Raw genomic sequence first — 17,791 nt, forward strand, 5'->3', positions numbered from 1 at the left:
GCGGTCTGCGTGCTGGCGCTCAGCGTCTCCGTCGGGCTCGGAGCAACCATGGGAATCCCTCCTGCGCAAGCGGAGAAGCCCACCGTGAGCCCGAACACGGCACCGCCACCGGGCGAGCCGGCCGCTCCGCCGGACAAGACCGAGCGGGCGTCCAATACTCCGTGCGTCAGTACCGGTTCGGGAGGCAACGGACCCTCGACGCCGGACGCACAACGCTCCCTCGACTTGCAGCACGCCTGGCGATTCTCCAAGGGCGCAGGTCAACTCGTGGCAGTCATCGACACCGGTGTCGCACGCCATCCGCGCCTGCCGGGGTTGATCGCGGGCGGCGACTATGTGAGCAATAGCGACGGAACCGAGGATTGCGATGCACATGGGACGTTGGTCGCGGGGCTGATCGCCGCGACAGAGGTCGACGGTCAGGGTTTCTCCGGGGTAGCCCCGCAGGCTCGAATACTTACCATCCGCCAGACCAGCAAGCTGTACCAGAAGGAAGGAGCAAATCGGGACAAAGGGCCCGATGCGCTACCCCAGGGATACGGCACCACTCGCACCATGGCGTCGGCGATCCGTCGCGCGGCGGACATGGGAGCTACCGTCATCAATATCTCCGAGGTCGCGTGCAGGCCGACTTCTGCGCCTTTCGAAGATACCGAGCTGGGTGCCGCGGTCCGGTACGCCGCGATCGAGAAGGACGTGGTCGTGGTGGTCGCAGCAGGCAACCTCGATGAGAGTACAGACTGCAAGGGCACCAATCCGGTGATCGACCCGCTCGACCCAGCGGCCGACCCATGGAGCAAGGTGAACCTGAACGTATCACCGGCCCGCTATGACGATTATGTGCTCTCTGTCGGTTCCATCAACGGAAACGGCCAGCCATCTACGTTCACCGTGCCCGGGCCATGGCTCGGCGTGGCGGCTCCCGGCGAGAACATCACTTCCCTCGATCCACTCTTCAATGACCCGAACAGCAAAGGAACCGCGGTCCAACTCGGCAGCGTCCAACAAGCGGGAAAGCTCGGGCCGATTCAAGGCACCAGTTTCGCCACCCCGCTGGTTTCAGGGGTAGCCGCCCTCGTGCGAGCCCGTTTCCCGGAGCTGAGCGCCCTGGAGGTCATCAAGCGCATCGAGGCCACCGCCCATGCCCCGGCGGAGGGGTGGAACCCTTACATCGGCTACGGTGCCGTCGATCCGATCGCCGCCCTGACCGCCGAAGTGCCGAAAACGCTGCCGCCCAAGCGGCCCTCGGCAGCCTCGAGGGTGCAATTGCAGGTTCCGGCACCGGCCCCACCACCCGACAATCGGGCGCGAAACGTAGCGCTGATCGGCAGCGGCAGCGTCGCGATACTACTGGTGTTGGGCATGCTCGCCTCGTTCCCGATCCGCCGCAGATTCGGCGTCCGCGAGGACCAGTGAGAAAGACTCGATATACCGCACGACGAAACAATTGTGGCCCGTCGAACGACGGGCCACAATTATCAGTTCTCCACCATGCTTCAACGATCTCGAAAACGAGATGACGCCGCGGAGTTACTGACCGCGCGCGGGCTCCAGTTTGTAGTACCCGTAGCCGTCTTCGACGCAGACCGCTTCCTTGCCGTACATCCGCCGGAAACTGTCCTTGCCGGTGGTCATGCATTCCTTGTAGGTCATGCCGTGTTTGGTACGCATCGGTTCAGCGGTTGCGGCAGTCGACGCGGCGACGGTGCCGACCACGAATGCGGCAGTGATAGCGATCGCCAGTTTGTATGCGACGTGTTTCATTCCAGTGAATCCCTCCCTTTCTGCGGCGAGACTCCCTCTCGCCGGATCGGAGAGTACCGGAAGCGACATCAATAGCAAACTCAGGCGCGCCCGAACTCAATTCGCATTTTTGACAAGCTCTTTCGCCGGGTTGGCGTCCGGCGCGACGCCGTCGTGGGCCACCATCGCGTCTTGACGGCTGAGAGTCGGCCCGGAGGCAAGCAGGCCGACGATGGGCCATGGCGCCGGTTCGGGTTGCCGCACGCCGGAATCCGAACTCATGCCGAGCGCTTTGACCGCCTCCGCATCCTTGATGCCGTAGCGGACGCCGGTATCGGCGACGTAGAACATGCTGTCCTTGCGCTGACTGTCCGGCTCGATGCCGGTGCCCTGAACGAAGGCGCCGGAACCTGGCTTGAAGTAGACCGAGTCCACGTTGGGGCCGTCACCGTCGGCTTGGGCCAGCGGCACCAGGCGAGCGTCCTCCCGCATCGGCAGACTCACGCCGGTGATCAGCGAAAGCTCGGCATGATTGCCACCACCGCCCTCCGCGGCAGCGATCGGCTTCCACGACAGACAGCTGACCGGCCGATCCTTGATCTGCACGAGCGCGGGCGCGGTGGCCGGATAGTCCTTCACCGGCAGCGTCGTCGATATGGGCGAATAGGTCTTCTCGTACGGGACGATCGTCGGATTGCGGCCCGCCGCCGGGTCGGAGTTGAGAATGATATTGGCGGTCAGCTGCGAGATTTCCTGCCTGCCATCGTGCAGCACCACGAAATACTGCTTCGTCGCGGCATCTTGCACCACCTCGCCGATCCGATGATCACCGATGGTGTATGTCGGCTGCGCGCCTCGATCGTCGATGTGCGGCACTTCGATTCGCTGCACCTCGGGTATCGCATTGAGCAAGCCTTCGCTGATCGGCCGCGGTGCCACATTGCGAATGCCCAGCGCCTCGGTCACCGCGTTGTTGTTCATGTCGACGCGGGCGCGCTTGTTGTCGTAAACGAGGTAGGTGGCGTCCTTGCCCTTGACGAGCAGAGCGTTACCCGACTCCATTGCGGAAGCCTTGGCGCCGAGTTCCAGGTCCCCGATGAGCACCGAAGTGGTTGCCTTGTTGGTGCCGTCGAGCTGCAGGGTGTCGCACACCGTCCACGCGCGCCCCTTCCCCTCCTTGTCGAAGGGCAGCGAGCCGGGAGCGCCCGGGATGCCGATCAATTGGCCGCGCGGCTTCTTCCCGAGTTCGGAATCCTTTACGGTGGCCGGCTTGGCGGCTTCGCCCGCGGCCAGGCGGGCGGAGGCGAGGTTGAGGGCCGGGTGCACCACGTCGTCGATTCGCACGTAGACCGCGCCGGAGTCCTTGCCGATCAGGATCTTGGCGTCACCGATCTTGTCCTGCGGGCGCAGCAACGCGAGCACGCCGCATCCGGCCAGTGCGACACACGCCAGGATCAGACCGGCCGCGTACGCGCGGGACTGGGAACGCATGGGGTCGTGCAGCATTCGCACATCCCTGCGCACCAAGGCGTGCTCCATCCGCCGGACCAGAAAGCGGTAACCGCTGACCTGCCAGCGAGTGGTGGGTTTCGAAGCCATTATTCCTCCCCCGAACAGTGCTCGCGTTCGCCGAACACAGTACAGTTCCCGGGGACTGTTGTTCAGATCGGCCGCGGCGAACCGGCCGATATCGGGTACTTGGGGGACGACGATGGCGGAACCGGCCGGTGCGGGACCACGACCGCTTTTCGGGCGCGTCTCGATGCGGAACCTGTTGATCGCCCAGATCATCGGGCTGATCGCCGCGGTCGTCGCACTGTTCGCCGGTTTGCCGGGGCTCCCCACGCTCGGCGTGGCGGTGGTCGTCGCGCTTATTCCGCTGATTCCGGTCGCCGGACGCACTGTGCTGGACTGGATCGCGACCTGGTGGCGCTATCTCACGCACCGGGACTACGAACTCGGCGACACCGTCGATTTCCGCGGCACCGATGGTCGCTCGCTCGGCCTGTACTGGGACGGCAGCCGCGTGGTGACGGTGGTGGAGGTACTGCCTCCCCCCGGCGGGCTGACCAGGATCGCCCGCACCACGGTGCACGCCTCGCACCTGCTTCCGCTGGCGGAGCTGGCGAAATGCTTGAACCAGCACGACATCCTGCTCAGCGGCATCGACATCATCAGCCACGGGCATCGCAGCCGTTCCGGCACGCCCGCGGGCAAGATCTACGAATCGCTGCTGGGCCCGCTGCCCGCCACCGCGCACCGCACGGTGTGGCTGGCGATCGGTTTCGACGCGGTGGCCTGCCCGGAGGCCACCGACCGGCGCGGCGGCGGAGCCGAAGGCGCGTCGCGCGCGGTCACCATCGCCACCCAGCGCATCATGCGCACGCTCGAGGATGCCGACTGCAACGCGCGCATCCTCACCGCGCCCGAGATCCGCAAGGCGGTCCTGCAGATCACCGGCGGCTACGATCCGCGCACGCTCGAACACGGCTGGCGCTACGCGGAAATCGGCAACAGCGTGAACATCGGCAGCGCCTTGGATCCCAAGCGACTCGAATCGGACCTGCTCGCCCAGCTCTGGGTGGCCCCATCACGCGGCACGACGGTGGCGGTTCGGCTGCGCCCCGGCAGTTCCGCCGACTCGGTGAGCATCGGCGCCGCCTGGCGGCTGACCGCACGGGAACTGCCCGAACGCTCCGAGCTGCCGGGCATGATCTCGATGAACGGACGCCACCGCGACGGGCTGCTGGCCCACCTGCCGCTCGCGGTTCCCGGCGTGGACGACACCATTCCGATGATCGAGCACCTGATCGACATCGTCGACGATCTGCACCTGCCCTCCTCCGGCTGCGGCCAGCTGATCGGTTCCGATGACGAAGGCAACGGCGTGGCGGCTCGCATCGTCGGCGCGGGCATCTCCACGGTGTATGTCGCCGGCGAGCTGTACCTGGCGCAACAGCTGGTTTTCCGGGCGCTCGCGGTAGGAGAACGGATCCTCATCCGCACCGACCGAGCACGGGCCTGGGAGAACCTGGTCACCACCATCGGCAATCCGGAGCGCCTGACCATCGCGATCGAAACCCACCAGTCCGACGCGGGATTCAGCGCCACGGTGGTGGACGGGGTGCTCGCGCCTGCCCCGCACGCGGGCGTCACCACCATCTACGTCACGGGCGATCCGATGGGCTGGCCCGCCGCCCGCCCCGACCTCGCCATCCACCAGCCCGGCGCGATCGGCAACCACGTGGTGCTGCGCACCGGCACGGCACAGGTCGACCTGACGCTGGTGTCCATCCCGAGCGAGGCGACCTACATCGGTCAGCCGCGCGGCCGACGCGCAATGCAACCGCAGTAAGCGAGCGCGATAGCGCTAACCGGGGTACGGATCGGTCGTACGCGCTGCTCGCAAAGTACGTGCCCACCAGGCCAATTGACGCAACATTCGTTCCGCGGCGTCGATGGCGGCCCCGTCGCGGGTGTCGCCTGTCTCGTCGAACCGCTTCTTGGCCTGGTGGAAACTGACCGTCTCGCGAACCGACACCATATGGATCTCGGCGACCACTTGCCGCAACTGCTCCACCGCACGCAAGCCACCGGAAAGGCCGCCGTAGGAGACGAAAGCGATGGGCTTCGCGCGCCACTCGTGCTTCGCGGTGTCGAACGCCGTCTTCAGTGACGCCGGATAACCGTGGTTGTACTCCGAAGTGACGACGACGAACGCGTCCGCGTCCCGCAATCGCGTGCGATAGGCCGCGGTCTCCTCGTTGTCGGTGAGTTCGACCGGCAACGGTGTATGCGCGAGATCGATCACGCCGACGTCGAATTCGGGACGAGCGCGCACGGTGCGTAGAAACCAGTCCGCGACCACCGGCGCGAACCGCTCCGGACGCACACTGGCCACGATGACCTCGAGCCGCAACGGGGTATCCACCGCGCGAGCCTAACTCGGGCTCCTCCCGCCCCCGCGTACCGGCGCGCTCCAGAGCATCTCCCGCCGTTGACGAGTGCCGGATACCAGGCTGGACGATGCGACGCTCTATCCGACCGTCGAGCAGGTGACCGGCTGATCTCCGCGCACCTTCGAGCAATGGGCGACCGCCCACGCGGAGGCATTCGCGCCGCACCGAGCCGCATCCGGCGATCCGGATGCCTGATTCAGTCGGTGACCGCGAACTCGGCCAGACCCTGCGCCGGCGCCACCGAGGCAGTGAAATCCAATACCCGTCTCGCCTTATCCGGGTCCGCGGCGAGATGCCGGACGTCGCCGATGCGGTATCGGCCGGTTACCACCGGCGCGGGGCCACTGCGGGCGCGCGACATGATCGAGGCCACTTCCCACACCGTGATCGGCTGCCCCGAGGCGATGTTCAGAGCGACGAAACCGGGCAGCGCACGCTCGACCGCCGCGACGGTGGCCGCGACCGCGTCGCGCACGTGCACGAAATCCCGGATCTGTCCGCCGTCTTCGAACACCTGTGGCGCGCGGCCCTGTACCAGCTCGGCGTGCAACCACCCCACCAGCCCGGCCCGCGCTCCCGCGCCGTACACGTTGTGCATTCGCAGGGCGGTCACCGCACCACCGGTCGCCAATCCCCAGGCGAGCGCGTAATTCTCTTGCGCGACTTTGCTCGCCGCATAGGAACCGCGCGGACGCAGCGGCGCGTCCTCGCCGACCGGCTCCCACGTCAAGATCTCGCCGGTGTGCGGAGCGCGGTGATCGAACATGCCTCGGTCGAGGTCGGCCCTGCGACGCAGGTTGGGGAAGAACGGGCCGCTCCGCACGCCGCGATAGCGGCCTTCGCCGTAGACCGCGACGGACGAGGCGAGCACCAAGCGGCCGACTCGCGCCCGCTCCATGGCACCGAGCAGCACGGCGGTCCCGACATCGTTGTGCGAGGCGAAGTCGGCGGCCCGCGCGCCCGCGGTGACACCCGCGAAGTGGCAGACCACGTCCACTCCGTCCAAGAGGGGTGCGAGCCCTTCGGCGTCGCGCACGTCCACCCGCTCGATCCCTTCCGGTGCTCGTGCGTCCGGCCCGTGGTCGCGTAGCAGGTCCACCCCGGTCACCTGGTGTCCCGCGGCGAGCAGCGCACGGCGCAGGTGCCCGCCGAGGAACCCGGCCGCTCCGGTGACCAGCACCCGCATCGGACTCAGGGCAATTCGAATGGCAGCGACACGTCCGCGTGGACACGGCACCGGTCGCAGGTGTCGGTGCCGTCCACCGCGGCAACCGCGCGACGGACGAGCTCCTTGAAGGGCACGAGGTTACGCTTGAACTCGGCGAAGACGTCGACGGCGCGCACTCCCTCGCCCTCCTCCAGACCGGCGTCCAGATCGGTGACGAGGGCGACGGCGGCGTAGCACATCTCGAGTTCGCGGGCGAGCACCGCCTCCGGGTGGCCGGTCATGTTCACCAGCTCCCAGCCCTGGGCGGCGAACCACCGGCTCTCGGCGCGGGTGGAGAAGCGCGGTCCCTCGACCACGACCATCGTGGCCGCGTGCATCATGTGCAGTTCGTCGGACTCGGCCTTGATGGCCGCGGCCCGCAGTTCCTCGCAGTACGGGTCGGCGAAGGACACGTGGATGCCGCCGCCGTCGAAGTAGGTCTGCGGACGACCGGAGGTCCGGTCGACCAGCTGATCGGGCACCGCGACCGTGCCGGGGCCCCAGTCCGCCCGCAGGCTGCCGACGGCACAAGGCGCGAAGATACGGCGCACGCCCAGCGAACGCAGGGCCCACAGATTGGCCCGGTAGGGCAAGGTGTGCGGCGCGAATTCGTGGTTCTTGCCGTGGCGCGGCAGGAACGCCACCGGCCGCCCCTCCACCTCTCCGACGGCGATGCCCGCGCTCGGTGCACCATAGGGGGTGTCGACCTCGACGATGGTCGCCTCGTTGTCGAAGAAATCGTAGAAGCCGCTGCCGCCGATGACGGCGAGCGCGGGCCGGGGGTGCGAACTCATAACTCAATTGTCTCGTCCCTGGGTGGCCGTCGCGCGCCGGGATCCGCGTTACCCTGCTTTCCTGCGGAACACGGACCGTTCCGACCGAGCGGGGTCTGCCGCACCATGCGGCCCGACCTGACAAGACGCCCCAGGAACTGTACCCTAGGGGGGTATTGATCCGGTTCCGGCGACCGGCAGGCAGCGAGGAGACATCGGTGGCAGCTTCCCCCCACGACCACACGGCGGCCGACCACGCCGCGCACGGCTACATCACCGCCAAGGACGACTACCTCAAGCGGCTGCGGCGCATCGAGGGTCAAGCGCGCGGCCTGCAGCGGATGGTCGAGGAGGAGAAGTACTGCATCGACATCCTCACTCAGGTGTCCGCCATGACCAAAGCCCTGCAAGCGGTCGCGATGGGCCTGCTGGAGGATCACATCAGCCACTGCGTCGTGGACGCGGCCGTCGCGGGTGGCCCGGAGGCCGAGGCCAAGATCAAGGAAGCGACCGACGCCATCGCCCGCTTGGTCAGGTCCTGAGGCCGCCGAAGCGACCAGCAGCTCCTCCGATCGCGGCGAACGTGATGCTCGATCGTCAAGCAACTCTGTTGACCAGTTCGCGACGGATTGCAATACTGAACGCGCTCAACAGCTTTCATATTCGGATGGAGGAGGTTGGGCCGAGCCGCGCGGGCGGTGACTCGGGGGGTTTCAGATGAGCCGCCGAAGTTGCCACATCATCGAACCGCGCCCGCACACCATGTTCGTGAGCAAGGGGAGGGATCCATCATGCAGAATCGCCTACGACTGACGGTGGCTGTCAGCGCCGCAATGGGCGCACTCATCGTTCCTGTATCATCGGCTGCCGCCGCACCGGCCACCGGCTATCAGGCGACGTCCACACCATGTGGGTTCCGAGAAGAAGCTGGCATCCCGACAGCACTGTGGTGGAAGAACTGCAGCGACCAGAGCGAGTTGATCGAAATCCACCGTCCCGCGTCGCCAAACGGACAGTACTGCGTGCCCGCGCACAAGGACGAGTGGGTGGCCAGCTTCGATTACGACAACCCTCTTGGCAGCGCCACCAAGTTGACTCTCATCCGTAAGGGTTGCTGAACGAGTTCATCTACCCTTCGGCCAAGCCGTCTGTCCGACCGTGGCCAGACGGCCCTAGGCAATCCCAAAGCAGCATCGCCAGCTGGTCACCCGTGCCAGCGGCGGTAGACCGCCGCTGCGCCCGGGTGCAGCGGAATCGGGCCGGTGCTGATCAGCGACCGGCCGTCGAGGAATTGGGTGCCCGCCGCCTCGGTGGGCACCAGCGCGTCGGCGTGCCACACCAGTAGTTCGACGATGGCCGCGGCCACCTCCTCAGGCATGCTGCCCGCGGCCAGCAAGAGATTCGCCACGCCGATGGTGTGCACCGAGACGCCGCCCGGATAGGCGTCCGCGGGGATCGCGACCCGGTCGTACACCGGCCCGAACCGGTCCCGCATCGGCGCGGCCAGGTCGCCCATGTCCACCAGCCGCATCCGGCTCGGCACGGCCAGCCGCGCCGTCGGCACGCCGCCCGCCCACAACAGAGCATCCGCCTCGCCCGCGGTCAAGGCGGCCACCGCCTGGGCCAACGGGCGATGGGCGATCGTCACGTCGACGGTCGGGTCGAGTCCCACGACGCGCAGTATCCGTTCGCCGGTCAGGGCCGCGCCCGATCCCTCCGCGCCCAGACTCACCCGCGTTCCGCGCAGACCCGCGACCGAACCGATCGGGCTGTCCGCGCGCACGACCAACTGCAGGTAGTTCTCGTACACCCGGCCCAGCGCGAACACCTGATCGGCGCTGTCGCGCACCGAATCCGCGAGCGCGAGCGCGGCATCGACCTCACCGCGCGCCAGCAACGCCAGATTGTCCTGCGAACCCGAGGTGGTGACCCGCTCGATTCGCACCTCCCCGACGTCCTCGGCGGCCAGGCCGAGCAACCCCGCGAAGGCGTGATAGAAGCCGCCGACCTCGCCGGACGCCAGCCGCGCGGTGGCGCCCCGGCCGCCCGGCCCACAAGCCGCGAGCCCCGCCGCGACGGCCAGCGCGAGGAAGCCGCGCCGACCGACGCCGCGCCGGACGATCGGCTCCCGGCCGGTCATCGGGCCTCCGCCTCGGGTAGGCGCACCGAGACCGCCAAACCATGCGGACGCACCGCGGCCACGGTGAGCACGCCGCCGCGCGCCTGCGCCAATGCGGCGGCGATCGGCAGGCCCAGCCCGGAGCCACCGGCCCGCGCGGCCGAACCGCGGAAGAAACGGGTGGTCAGCTTGTCGAGCTCAGCGGGAGGAACACCGCTGCCGTCGTCGCGGACGGTCACCGTGACCCAGCCCCGCTCGGTCGCGACGACCAGATCGATGTGCGCGCCCGCGCCCGCATAGCGCGTCGCGTTGCTCAGCGGTACGTCGAGTATCTGCGCGAGCACGTCGGCCGGAACCGCGACATCGGCGTGCCCCGCCACCGGCGTCACGCGCAACTCCTGTCCGGCCGCCTCGAATGCCGAGCACCAGGCGTCGAATCGGTCGGCGATCACTTGCACGGCGTCGCACTGGTCGTCGCCCTCGGCCGTGCGGGCGACGTCGAAGGCCGCCGGGGTCTCGGCGACGGCCAAGCTGAGCAGGCCGTCGAGCAACGCGGTGAGCCGCTCCACCTCGGCGCCCGCGTTGTGGAAGATGCTCGCCGCGCTCGCCGGGATCGCTGGTTCCAGGGAATCGAGGCGAATGGTCAGAGCGGCCAGTGGATTGCGCATCGCGTGTGCGGTGTCGGCGACCAGCTGACGCTGCGCGTCCGCCGAATCGGCCACGGCCAGCGCCATCGCGTCGAACGACTCGGCCAGCGCCCGCATCTCCGGCGGCCCGCCGTAGCGGCCCGCGATCGATACCGGCGCGACGGTGTCGGCGCGCGGCTTGGGCAGCGTCGCGGTCAACTCGGCCACACCGTGCGACAGCGCCGCGAGCGGCCGCAGCACCCAGCGGCCGATCGTCACCGCCAGCAGCACGAACAGCGCCATCGCGACCACGCCGCCCAGCACGATCACCGCCCAGTCCCGCGCGATGTCACCGCGAGCACGGGCCGTCGACGCCTCGATCACCACGGCCCCGTTCACCTGCACGCCGGTGCCGACCGGCCGCGCGACCAACATGCTCGGCGCGCCCCACGGCGTCAGCTTGTCCACCGCGTGCGGACGCTGATTGCGGCGCGCGGCCGCCACCGCCGCGACGATGCCGGGATCGTCCATGTCCGCGCCCGCGTTCACCGTCGGCGCACCCCTGGCGTCGACCACGAGCACGTTCTCGCCGTACAGCTCGTGATAGCGCAGCACCTCGTCGGCCAGCGCACGGCTGTCCCCCGCGGTGACCGCGTCGTCGGCGAGGGTGGCGAAGCGGTCGGCGTCCCCCGAGCGCGCGAGCACGAGCTGCTGGGTGCGGCTGGTGGCGATGGTCAGCGACAGCGGCACCGCGAACGCCAGCACCGCGATGGCCGCGAACAGCGTCAGCGCGACCAGCAAGCGACGCCGCATGGCACACCTCCGGCCCGCCGGTCCGCGCTCACTGCCCCCACCGATACCCGTACCCGCGGATGGTGGTGATCAGGCCGGGCCGGTTGAGTTTCGCTCGCAGGCCCGTCATGTGCACGTCCAGCGAACGCGAGACCGCGACGAAGGCGTCACCCCAGATGCGGTCCATCAACTGCTGACGGCTCACCGCGGCCCCCGGCCGTTCCACCAGCGCCTCGACCAGCTCGAATTCCTTCTGGGTCAGCGACACGGGCTCCCCGGCCACCTCGACAACGCGGGCGCCGAGATCGACCCGCACGTCACCGGTGACGATCACCGACTGCGCCTGTCGCGCCGCCGCGGCCGCCCGCCTGGTGACCGTCTCCAGCCGCGCGACGAGTTCCGCGATGCGCGGCGGCTTCACCAGATAGTCGTCGGCGCCACCGCGCAAGCCTCGCACGATCGAGCGTTCGTCACTGCGCGCGGTCAGGATCAGCACCGGAACCGAACTCACCTCGCGCAGTCGCCGCAACACCTGCAGACCATCGCCGTCGGGCAGTCCGAGATCCAGAATCACCGCGTCGTAGTCGCGGTGTGCGATCAGCAGATCCGCGCCGCGGCGCTTGCGTTCGGCGCGGTAGCCACGGGCGTTGAGCGCCTCGACCAGCGCGTCTCCCACGCCGTCGTCGTCCTCGACCACCGCAAGCCGCACGCGCCGATCCTCCCACAGTGGGCGGACCGGCGCGTGTGCCGGTCGGTCAGTCACGCACGGTGACCATCGGCCGACCCGGCTCGGCCCCCGCGGCGCCGGACCCGGTGTCGGCGCTCGCGGTGGGCTCGGCCGCGTCGATCGTCGACGAGGCCGAGGTCTCCCGCATGAAGTAGTAGGTGATCAGCGAGACGGCGATGCAGCCAGCGACATAGAAGAAGAACACCGCCTCCATGTCCGCCTTCTTCAGCGCGAGCGCGATCAGTTCTGCAGTACCGCCGAAAATAGCGACAGTCAGCGCATATGGCAGCCCGACGCCGAGTGCGCGAATATTCGTCGGAAACAGCTCTGCTTTTACGATCGCATTGATCGACGTGTATCCGGTGACGATCACCAACGCCGTCATCATCAGGCCCCAAGCGGCGATCGGATTGGTTGTGTGCGCGAGCAGCCCCATGATCGGCACCGTCAGCAAAGTTCCTGTCACACCAAAGAAGATCAGCAACTTGCGGCGGCCGATGCGGTCGGACAAGGCCCCCGACAGCGGCTGCAGCACCACGAAGACCAACAGGGCGAGGAAGTTGATCCACGCCACCGTCGGCTTGGCGATGCCACTGGTGTAGACCATGAACTTTTGAATGTAGGTAGTGAAGGTATAGAACGCCACGGTCCCCCCGAGGGTCAGCCCGACAACCAACAGGCACTCGCGGGGATACTGCAGCAGAACGCGGAACGAGCCACGTGTTTCACCAGCCGTCTCTCCACGCGCTGCCTGTGCACGGAACGATTCCGACTCGTCCATACTCCGTCGCAGCACCATGACCACGATCGCGCCGCCCGCACCGATCAAGAACGGGATCCGCCATCCCCAAGCGTGCATCTGGTCCGAGGTCAGCACGAGTTGCAAGACGATCTGTACGCCGAGGGCGGTGAGCTGCCCAGCTACCAGCGTCACGTACTGGAAACTGGAATAGAACCCGCGCCGTCCCGCCGAAGCCACTTCGGATAGATAGGTGGCGCTGGTCGCGTACTCGCCGCCGACCGACAGCCCCTGTAGCAATCGCGCGACCAACAGGACGATCGGCGCCGCCAAACCGATCGTTTGATATCCGGGTGTCGCGGCGATCAGCAGCGACCCAGCCGCCATCACTGTCACCGAAAGCGTCAGCGCTGAGCGCCGCCCGCACCGGTCCGCGTACCATCCGAGTGCCCACCCGCCGAGGGGGCGCATCAGGAAGCCGACCGAGAACACCGCCGCAGTCGACAACAATTGCGCTACCGGATCCCCTTTCGGAAAGAACACTTGGGCGAAATACACGCCGAACGCCGTGTAGACATACCAGTCGTACCACTCGACGAGATTGCCGATGGATCCGCGCAGAACATTCGCGACCACCCGGCGCTCGCCGACGGGCTGTGTCGTAGTCACAACATCTCCTTCTCCGACGCCTCATCACGTCGTCGCAGATCAGTGTGTCGACAGTCACACACGCGCGAAATGGCTCTCGAAGCTTCCTAACAGTCCCTTAGGACGATCGCCGGAAACAAAACCGGCCCCCGGCGCAGCGCCAGGGGCCGGAGACGGGCGGTCAGGAGCCCGCGGCCAACAGCGCAGCAAAGGTGTGCAGCGCCGGGGGCCGGAGACGGGCGGTCAGGATCGCCCGGTGAGCAGCGGAGCGAGGGTGCGCAGCGCCGGGAGGTAGTTGTCGCCGAGGATCTGCACCGCGACGTGGTCGGCGCCCGCGTCGGCGTGTTCGGACAGCTGGGCGGCGATCCGCTCGGGCGTGCCGTGCGCGATGACGGCGTCGAACAGCGCCTCGCTCGGCGGCACGGTGAGGTCGGCGTCGGTGAAACCGAATCGGCGCAGGTTCGACGCGTAGTTGGTCAGGCCGACATAGAACTTGACGGTCTCATCGGCGACCGCGTGCGCCGTGCCTGCGTCGTCGGTCAGCACCACCTTGTGCTCGGTCGCCAGCAGCGCGTCCGGGCCGACGATCTCGCGGGCCTTCGCGGTGTGCGCCGCGGGCACGAAATAGGGCAGCGCGCCCAGCGACCGCTCGGCGGCCAGCTTCAGCACGCGCGGGCCCAGTGCGGCCACCGCGCGACGTTCGGCGGGTACTCCCGCGGCGTCGAGGTCGTCGAGATACTCGACAAGCGCGTCGTACGGCTTGCGGTACTCACCGGTGTGCTCCGGGTGTCCCGCACCGATGCCGAGCAGGAACCGGCCCGGGAAGCGGGCCTCGATCCGGTGGAACGAGTCGGCCACCTCCTTCGCGGGCGCCGCCCAGATGTTCACGATGCTGGTGGCGACGGTGATCGTTTCGGTCGCCTCCAGCAGCGGTTCGACCGTCGCCAGATCCGCCGGAGGCGAAGCCCCCAACCAGAGCGCGCCGTATCCGAGCCGCTCCAATTCTCGCGCGTCTTCCGGGCTGAACCCGTTGTACGCCCGCCACACTCCGAACCGTCCGAGACTGTCGAATGCCATGTCCCGACCCAACACACGCCCGGAGGGCGCTATTCCGGCCGGGCCCGTGCACTGCCAGGACGGCCCCGTCGGGTCGATGCCGTCCCGATTACAGAGGGCTACTGTGGCTATTGCACAGCTATCGGCGCCCGGCGCCTGGCCGGCGCCACCACTAGGAGATGGAGGTGATTGCTGTGCTTCGATTCGATCCATTCCATGACATCGACACCGTTGCCCGCCAACTGCTCGGTGAGACTGCCGGAACCGGTCGCGCACCGCGATTCATGCCGATGGATCTGTTCAAAGCGGGAGATCACTACGTTCTGAACGCGGATCTGCCCGGCGTCGACCCCGGCTCGATCGACGTCAGCGTCGACAACGGCACGCTCACCTTGCGGGCGCAACGCACCGTGCCGAGCGAAGAAGGCGTCCAGTGGATCGCCTCGGAACGTTTCGCGGGCACCTTCATGCGCCAGATGTCCCTCGGCGAGAACGTCGACGTCGAGAACATCAGCGCGACCTACAACAACGGCGTGCTGTCGGTGACGATCCCCATCGCGGAGCGCGCGAAGCCGCGCCGCATCCAGATTTCCGGGGCGTCCCACGAGCCGAGGACCATCGAAGCGCAATCCGGCCGGTCCACACCGATGTCGCCGACCCAGCAGGAGCAGGCTCAGCAGTCGGCACAGTCGCAGCAGCAATACCCGCGGTCATCGAAGTGACCGCGTCCGCTACCCGCACCCGAGCACGGGTGCGGGTAGTGCGCGGACATTCTCACTCGCCGCAGCAGCCTCCGCCAGGTACCGGGACCGACCGCATCTCCCGCGTCTGCGCGTTGCGGGCCGCGAGTTCCTCGTCGGCCGGGTAGTCCACGCCTATCAAGCTCAAACCATGTGCGGGAGCGACGGTGACCGAACTGGAGCGCTCGGTCTCCCGCAACAGATCGGCCACCCATTCCGGCGTCCGCCGCCCTTCGCCGACGGCGAGGACCGCACCGACCAGACTGCGGACCATCGACCAGCAGAACGCGTCCGCGCTGACGTAGGCGATCAGCAGGTCACCATCGCGCACCCAGTCGAACCGCTGCAGCTCCCGTACCGTCGTCGCACCCTCCCTGCGGCGGCAGAAGGCGGCGAAGTTGTGCAGTCCGAGCAACTTTCGCGAAGCCGCCCGCATCGCGTCGACATCGACGTCGGATCGGCAGGCGACCACGCTGCGGGCCTGGAGCGGCTCCGCACCGTACGGCGCGGTGGTCAGCCGGTAGGCGTAATGGCGGCGGATGGCGGAGAACCGGGCGTCGAACTCCGGTGCGGCCGGGCGCGCGTGCCTGATCCGCACGTCCTTCGGCAGGAAGCGCGCCATCCGGTGCACCAGTTTCGCCGCGTCCAGTTCACCGGCGGTGTCGAAATGCGTGACCTGTCCCTCGGCGTGCACGCCCGCGTCCGTACGGCCCGCCACGGTCAGCTGGATCGGCTCGCGGAACACCTTGCTCAGCGCGTCCTCCAGCACCCCCTGCACGGTGCGCAGACCAGGCTGACGCGCCCAGCCGACGAAATCCGTGCCGTCGTAGGCGATGTCCAACCGGACCCGGGTACGTGGCACGTCGATACCGGGCACGCCCGGTGCGTCCTCGCCCGGTCGACCCGACAACGATCCCACCGATTCCTCCACGGTCACATGATCCTCTGGTCGAAACGAACGAGCCCGCCGACCCAGTGCGGGTGGCGGGCTCGTGCGCGAACTCCGACGCGAAGCGTCAGGCGTCCTTCTTGTCCTCGGCGGCCTCGTCGGCAGCCGGAGCCTCGGCGGTCTCGGCGACGGCCTCGTCGGCCTCCTCCTCGACGACCTCGGCGGCCGGAGCCTCCTCCGCCTTCTTCGAGGCGGCCACGCGACGGGCGCGATCGGCCTCGTTGGTCACGGTCTTCTCGCGAACCAGCTCGATGATCGCCATCGGCGCGTTGTCACCCTTGCGCGGCAGCGTCTTGGTGATGCGGGTGTAGCCACCCTCGCGCCCCTCGAACGACGGGCCGATCTCCGCGAAGAGCTCGTGCACGACATCCTTGTTGCGGATCACCTTCAGCACCTCGCGACGGTCGGCCAGGGTGCCGCCCTTCGCCTTGGTGATCAGCTTCTCCGCGTAGGGACGCACGGCCTTGGCCTTGGCCTCGGTGGTGGTGATCCGGCCGTGCTCGAAGAGCGCCGTGGCCAGATTGGCGAAGATCGCCTTCTGGTGCGACGCCGACCCGCCGAAGCGGGCACCCTTCTTGGGCTTGGGCATTGTGGTGTTCTCCTTGTATGAGGCCGGGCCGGGGCGCCTACCCCGGCGGCCTAGAGCTGTTCGGTCTCGGCGTAGTCCTGCTCGCCGCCGTCGGTGTCGCTGAACGTGCCGCTGTCGCTCCACGTGCCGGTGCTCGCGTCGTAGCCGACCACGCTGGACGGATCGAACGACGCGGGGCTGTCCTTCAGCGAGAGGCCGAGCGCGTGCAGCTTGACCTTGACCTCGTCGATGGACTTCTGACCGAAGTTGCGAATGTCCAGCAGATCCGACTCGGTGCGGGCGACCAGCTCGCCCACGGTGTGCACACCCTCGCGCTTGAGGCAGTTGTAGGACCGGACGGTGAGGTCCAGATCCTCGATCGGCAGGCCGAACGAGGCGATGTGATCCGCCTCGGCCGGCGAGGGGCCGATCTCGATGCCCTCTGCTTCGACGTTCAGCTCACGGGCCAGGCCGAAGAGCTCGACCAGGGTCTTGCCCGCCGAGGCGAGCGCGTCCCGCGCGCTGATGGAGTTCTTGGTCTCCACGTCCAGGATCAGCCGGTCGAAGTCGGTGCGCTGCTCGACGCGGGTCGCCTCGACCTTGTAGGTCACCTTCAGCACCGGCGAGTAGATCGAATCCACCGGAATCCGGCCGATTTCCGCGCCGGACGCCTTGTTCTGCACGGCGGGGACGTAGCCGCGACCGCGCTCGACGACGAGCTCGATCTCCAGCTTGCCCTTGTCGTTCAGGGTCGCGATGTGCATGTCCGGGTTGTGCACCACCACGCCGCTGGGCGGGACGATGTCACCGGCGGTTACGGTGCCCGGACCCTGCTTGCGCACGTACATCGTGACCGGCTCGTCCTCCTCAGAGGACACGACCAGGCCCTTGAGGTTCAGGATGATGTCGGTGACATCCTCCTTCACGCCCGGAACGGTGGTGAACTCGTGCAGGACGCCGTCGATGCGGATGCTCGTGACCGCCGCCCCCGGAATCGAGGACAGCAGGGTACGCCGCAGCGAGTTGCCGAGGGTGTAACCGAAGCCCGGCTCGAGCGGTTCGATGGTGAACTTCGAGCGGTTCTCGGCGACGACCTCTTCGGTCAGCGTCGGACGCTGTGAAATCAGCATGTGGATCATCCTCCT

Annotated in this window: 17 protein-coding genes and 1 pseudogene; 5 read left to right on the top strand and 13 right to left on the bottom strand. The window is 67.9% G+C overall.

What is annotated here, in order from left to right:
• Positions 1-48: 48 nt before the first annotated feature.
• Positions 49-1,416, top strand: coding sequence for a type VII secretion-associated serine protease mycosin (gene mycP / locus ACIA5H_RS04165; RefSeq protein WP_379252177.1), 1,368 nt, complete (start codon positions 49-51; stop codon positions 1,414-1,416).
• A 114-nt stretch (positions 1,417-1,530) separates the two neighbouring features.
• On the opposite strand, the gene ACIA5H_RS04170 is transcribed toward mycP, so the two are convergent.
• Together ACIA5H_RS04170 and eccB are read right to left on the bottom strand one after the other, a co-directional pair.
• Positions 1,531-1,764, bottom strand: a complete 234-nt coding sequence (locus tag ACIA5H_RS04170) for a hypothetical protein (RefSeq protein WP_379252016.1) — start codon at positions 1,762-1,764, stop codon at positions 1,531-1,533.
• 96 nt (positions 1,765-1,860) lie between these two features.
• Positions 1,861-3,342, bottom strand: coding sequence for a type VII secretion protein EccB (gene eccB, locus ACIA5H_RS04175; RefSeq protein ID WP_379252015.1), 1,482 nt, complete (start codon positions 3,340-3,342; stop codon positions 1,861-1,863).
• A 112-nt stretch (positions 3,343-3,454) separates the two neighbouring features.
• Between eccB and eccE the strand changes: the two genes are divergently transcribed.
• Positions 3,455-5,098: a type VII secretion protein EccE gene (eccE, locus tag ACIA5H_RS04180; RefSeq protein ID WP_397073795.1), complete on the top strand. Its 1,644-nt coding sequence runs from the start codon at positions 3,455-3,457 to the stop codon at positions 5,096-5,098.
• Between the two features lie 15 nt (positions 5,099-5,113).
• Here eccE and ACIA5H_RS04185 read toward each other — a convergent pair whose 3' ends face one another.
• The 3 genes from ACIA5H_RS04185 to ACIA5H_RS04195 all read right to left on the bottom strand — a co-directional run bounded on the left by ACIA5H_RS04185 (position 5,114) and on the right by ACIA5H_RS04195 (position 7,703).
• Positions 5,114-5,674 carry an NADPH-dependent FMN reductase gene (locus tag ACIA5H_RS04185; protein WP_379252013.1) on the bottom strand — a complete coding sequence of 187 codons (561 nt, stop codon included), beginning with the start codon at positions 5,672-5,674 and terminating at the stop codon, positions 5,114-5,116.
• A 224-nt stretch (positions 5,675-5,898) separates the two neighbouring features.
• Complete coding sequence (locus ACIA5H_RS04190; protein WP_397073797.1) at positions 5,899-6,888, bottom strand: NAD-dependent epimerase/dehydratase family protein; 990 nt, start codon at positions 6,886-6,888, stop codon at positions 5,899-5,901.
• 5 nt (positions 6,889-6,893) lie between these two features.
• Complete coding sequence (locus ACIA5H_RS04195) at positions 6,894-7,703, bottom strand: S-methyl-5'-thioadenosine phosphorylase (protein WP_379252010.1); 810 nt, start codon at positions 7,701-7,703, stop codon at positions 6,894-6,896.
• 197 nt (positions 7,704-7,900) lie between these two features.
• On the opposite strand from ACIA5H_RS04195, the gene ACIA5H_RS04200 reads away from it, so the two are divergent.
• Both ACIA5H_RS04200 and ACIA5H_RS04205 read left to right on the top strand, forming a co-directional pair.
• Positions 7,901-8,224 carry a metal-sensitive transcriptional regulator gene (locus ACIA5H_RS04200; RefSeq protein WP_355076219.1) on the top strand — a complete coding sequence of 108 codons (324 nt, stop codon included), beginning with the start codon at positions 7,901-7,903 and terminating at the stop codon, positions 8,222-8,224.
• A gap of 249 nt (positions 8,225-8,473) precedes the next feature.
• Positions 8,474-8,800: a hypothetical protein gene (locus ACIA5H_RS04205; protein WP_397073800.1), complete on the top strand. Its 327-nt coding sequence runs from the start codon at positions 8,474-8,476 to the stop codon at positions 8,798-8,800.
• Between the two features lie 86 nt (positions 8,801-8,886).
• Here ACIA5H_RS04205 and ACIA5H_RS04210 read toward each other — a convergent pair whose 3' ends face one another.
• The 5 genes from ACIA5H_RS04210 to ACIA5H_RS04230 form a co-directional block, all read right to left on the bottom strand.
• Positions 8,887-9,822, bottom strand: coding sequence for a TAXI family TRAP transporter solute-binding subunit (locus tag ACIA5H_RS04210; RefSeq protein WP_397073802.1), 936 nt, complete (start codon positions 9,820-9,822; stop codon positions 8,887-8,889).
• Positions 9,819-11,240: a sensor histidine kinase gene (locus tag ACIA5H_RS04215; protein ID WP_397073804.1), complete on the bottom strand. Its 1,422-nt coding sequence runs from the start codon at positions 11,238-11,240 to the stop codon at positions 9,819-9,821. Before ACIA5H_RS04215 ends, ACIA5H_RS04210 begins: the two co-directional genes overlap by 4 nt.
• Before the next feature lie 28 nt (positions 11,241-11,268).
• Positions 11,269-11,928, bottom strand: a complete 660-nt coding sequence (locus ACIA5H_RS04220; protein ID WP_195084845.1) for a response regulator transcription factor — start codon at positions 11,926-11,928, stop codon at positions 11,269-11,271.
• Positions 11,929-11,974: 46 nt separating this feature from the next.
• On the bottom strand, positions 11,975-13,354 hold the full coding sequence (locus ACIA5H_RS04225) for an MFS transporter (protein WP_397073807.1): 1,380 nt from the start codon (positions 13,352-13,354) through the stop codon (positions 11,975-11,977).
• 222 nt (positions 13,355-13,576) lie between these two features.
• The gene (locus ACIA5H_RS04230; RefSeq protein WP_355076209.1) at positions 13,577-14,410 is read right to left on the bottom strand and encodes an LLM class F420-dependent oxidoreductase; all 834 of its coding nucleotides are present in this window, start codon (positions 14,408-14,410) and stop codon (positions 13,577-13,579) included.
• Positions 14,411-14,583: 173 nt separating this feature from the next.
• Here ACIA5H_RS04230 and ACIA5H_RS04235 point away from each other — a divergent pair.
• A pseudogene (locus ACIA5H_RS04235) lies at positions 14,584-15,021 on the top strand (Hsp20/alpha crystallin family protein); the annotation flags it as partial.
• A 142-nt stretch (positions 15,022-15,163) separates the two neighbouring features.
• Here the strand turns inward: ACIA5H_RS04235 and truA are convergent.
• The 3 genes from truA to ACIA5H_RS04250 all read right to left on the bottom strand — a co-directional run bounded on the left by truA (position 15,164) and on the right by ACIA5H_RS04250 (position 17,776).
• Positions 15,164-16,039 (bottom strand): tRNA pseudouridine(38-40) synthase TruA, encoded by an 876-nt coding sequence (gene truA / locus ACIA5H_RS04240; protein ID WP_355076320.1) that lies wholly within the window; start codon positions 16,037-16,039, stop codon positions 15,164-15,166.
• A gap of 106 nt (positions 16,040-16,145) precedes the next feature.
• Positions 16,146-16,667, bottom strand: coding sequence for a 50S ribosomal protein L17 (rplQ, locus tag ACIA5H_RS04245; RefSeq protein ID WP_355076207.1), 522 nt, complete (start codon positions 16,665-16,667; stop codon positions 16,146-16,148).
• A gap of 50 nt (positions 16,668-16,717) precedes the next feature.
• Complete coding sequence (locus tag ACIA5H_RS04250; RefSeq protein WP_039796155.1) at positions 16,718-17,776, bottom strand: DNA-directed RNA polymerase subunit alpha; 1,059 nt, start codon at positions 17,774-17,776, stop codon at positions 16,718-16,720.
• Positions 17,777-17,791 lie beyond the last annotated feature (15 nt).

The organism is Nocardia sp. NPDC051900 (assembly GCF_044452545.1).
Classification (GTDB): domain Bacteria; phylum Actinomycetota; class Actinomycetes; order Mycobacteriales; family Mycobacteriaceae; genus Nocardia; species Nocardia sichangensis.

Coding starts and splice junctions, on each gene's coding strand:
- ACIA5H_RS04170 (WP_379252016.1), bottom strand. CDS start 1,764: ATGAAACACGTCGCATACAAACTGGCGATCGCTATCACTGCCGCATTC.
- ACIA5H_RS04195 (WP_379252010.1), bottom strand. CDS start 7,703: ATGAGTTCGCACCCCCGGCCCGCGCTCGCCGTCATCGGCGGCAGCGGC.
- ACIA5H_RS04230 (WP_355076209.1), bottom strand. CDS start 14,410: ATGGCATTCGACAGTCTCGGACGGTTCGGAGTGTGGCGGGCGTACAAC.
- rplQ (WP_355076207.1), bottom strand. CDS start 16,667: ATGCCCAAGCCCAAGAAGGGTGCCCGCTTCGGCGGGTCGGCGTCGCAC.
- mycP (WP_379252177.1), top strand. CDS start 49: ATGGGAATCCCTCCTGCGCAAGCGGAGAAGCCCACCGTGAGCCCGAAC.
- ACIA5H_RS04210 (WP_397073802.1), bottom strand. CDS start 9,822: ATGACCGGCCGGGAGCCGATCGTCCGGCGCGGCGTCGGTCGGCGCGGC.
- ACIA5H_RS04250 (WP_039796155.1), bottom strand. CDS start 17,776: ATGCTGATTTCACAGCGTCCGACGCTGACCGAAGAGGTCGTCGCCGAG.
- eccB (WP_379252015.1), bottom strand. CDS start 3,342: ATGGCTTCGAAACCCACCACTCGCTGGCAGGTCAGCGGTTACCGCTTT.
- ACIA5H_RS04205 (WP_397073800.1), top strand. CDS start 8,474: ATGCAGAATCGCCTACGACTGACGGTGGCTGTCAGCGCCGCAATGGGC.
- ACIA5H_RS04190 (WP_397073797.1), bottom strand. CDS start 6,888: ATGCGGGTGCTGGTCACCGGAGCGGCCGGGTTCCTCGGCGGGCACCTG.
- eccE (WP_397073795.1), top strand. CDS start 3,455: ATGGCGGAACCGGCCGGTGCGGGACCACGACCGCTTTTCGGGCGCGTC.
- ACIA5H_RS04215 (WP_397073804.1), bottom strand. CDS start 11,240: ATGCGGCGTCGCTTGCTGGTCGCGCTGACGCTGTTCGCGGCCATCGCG.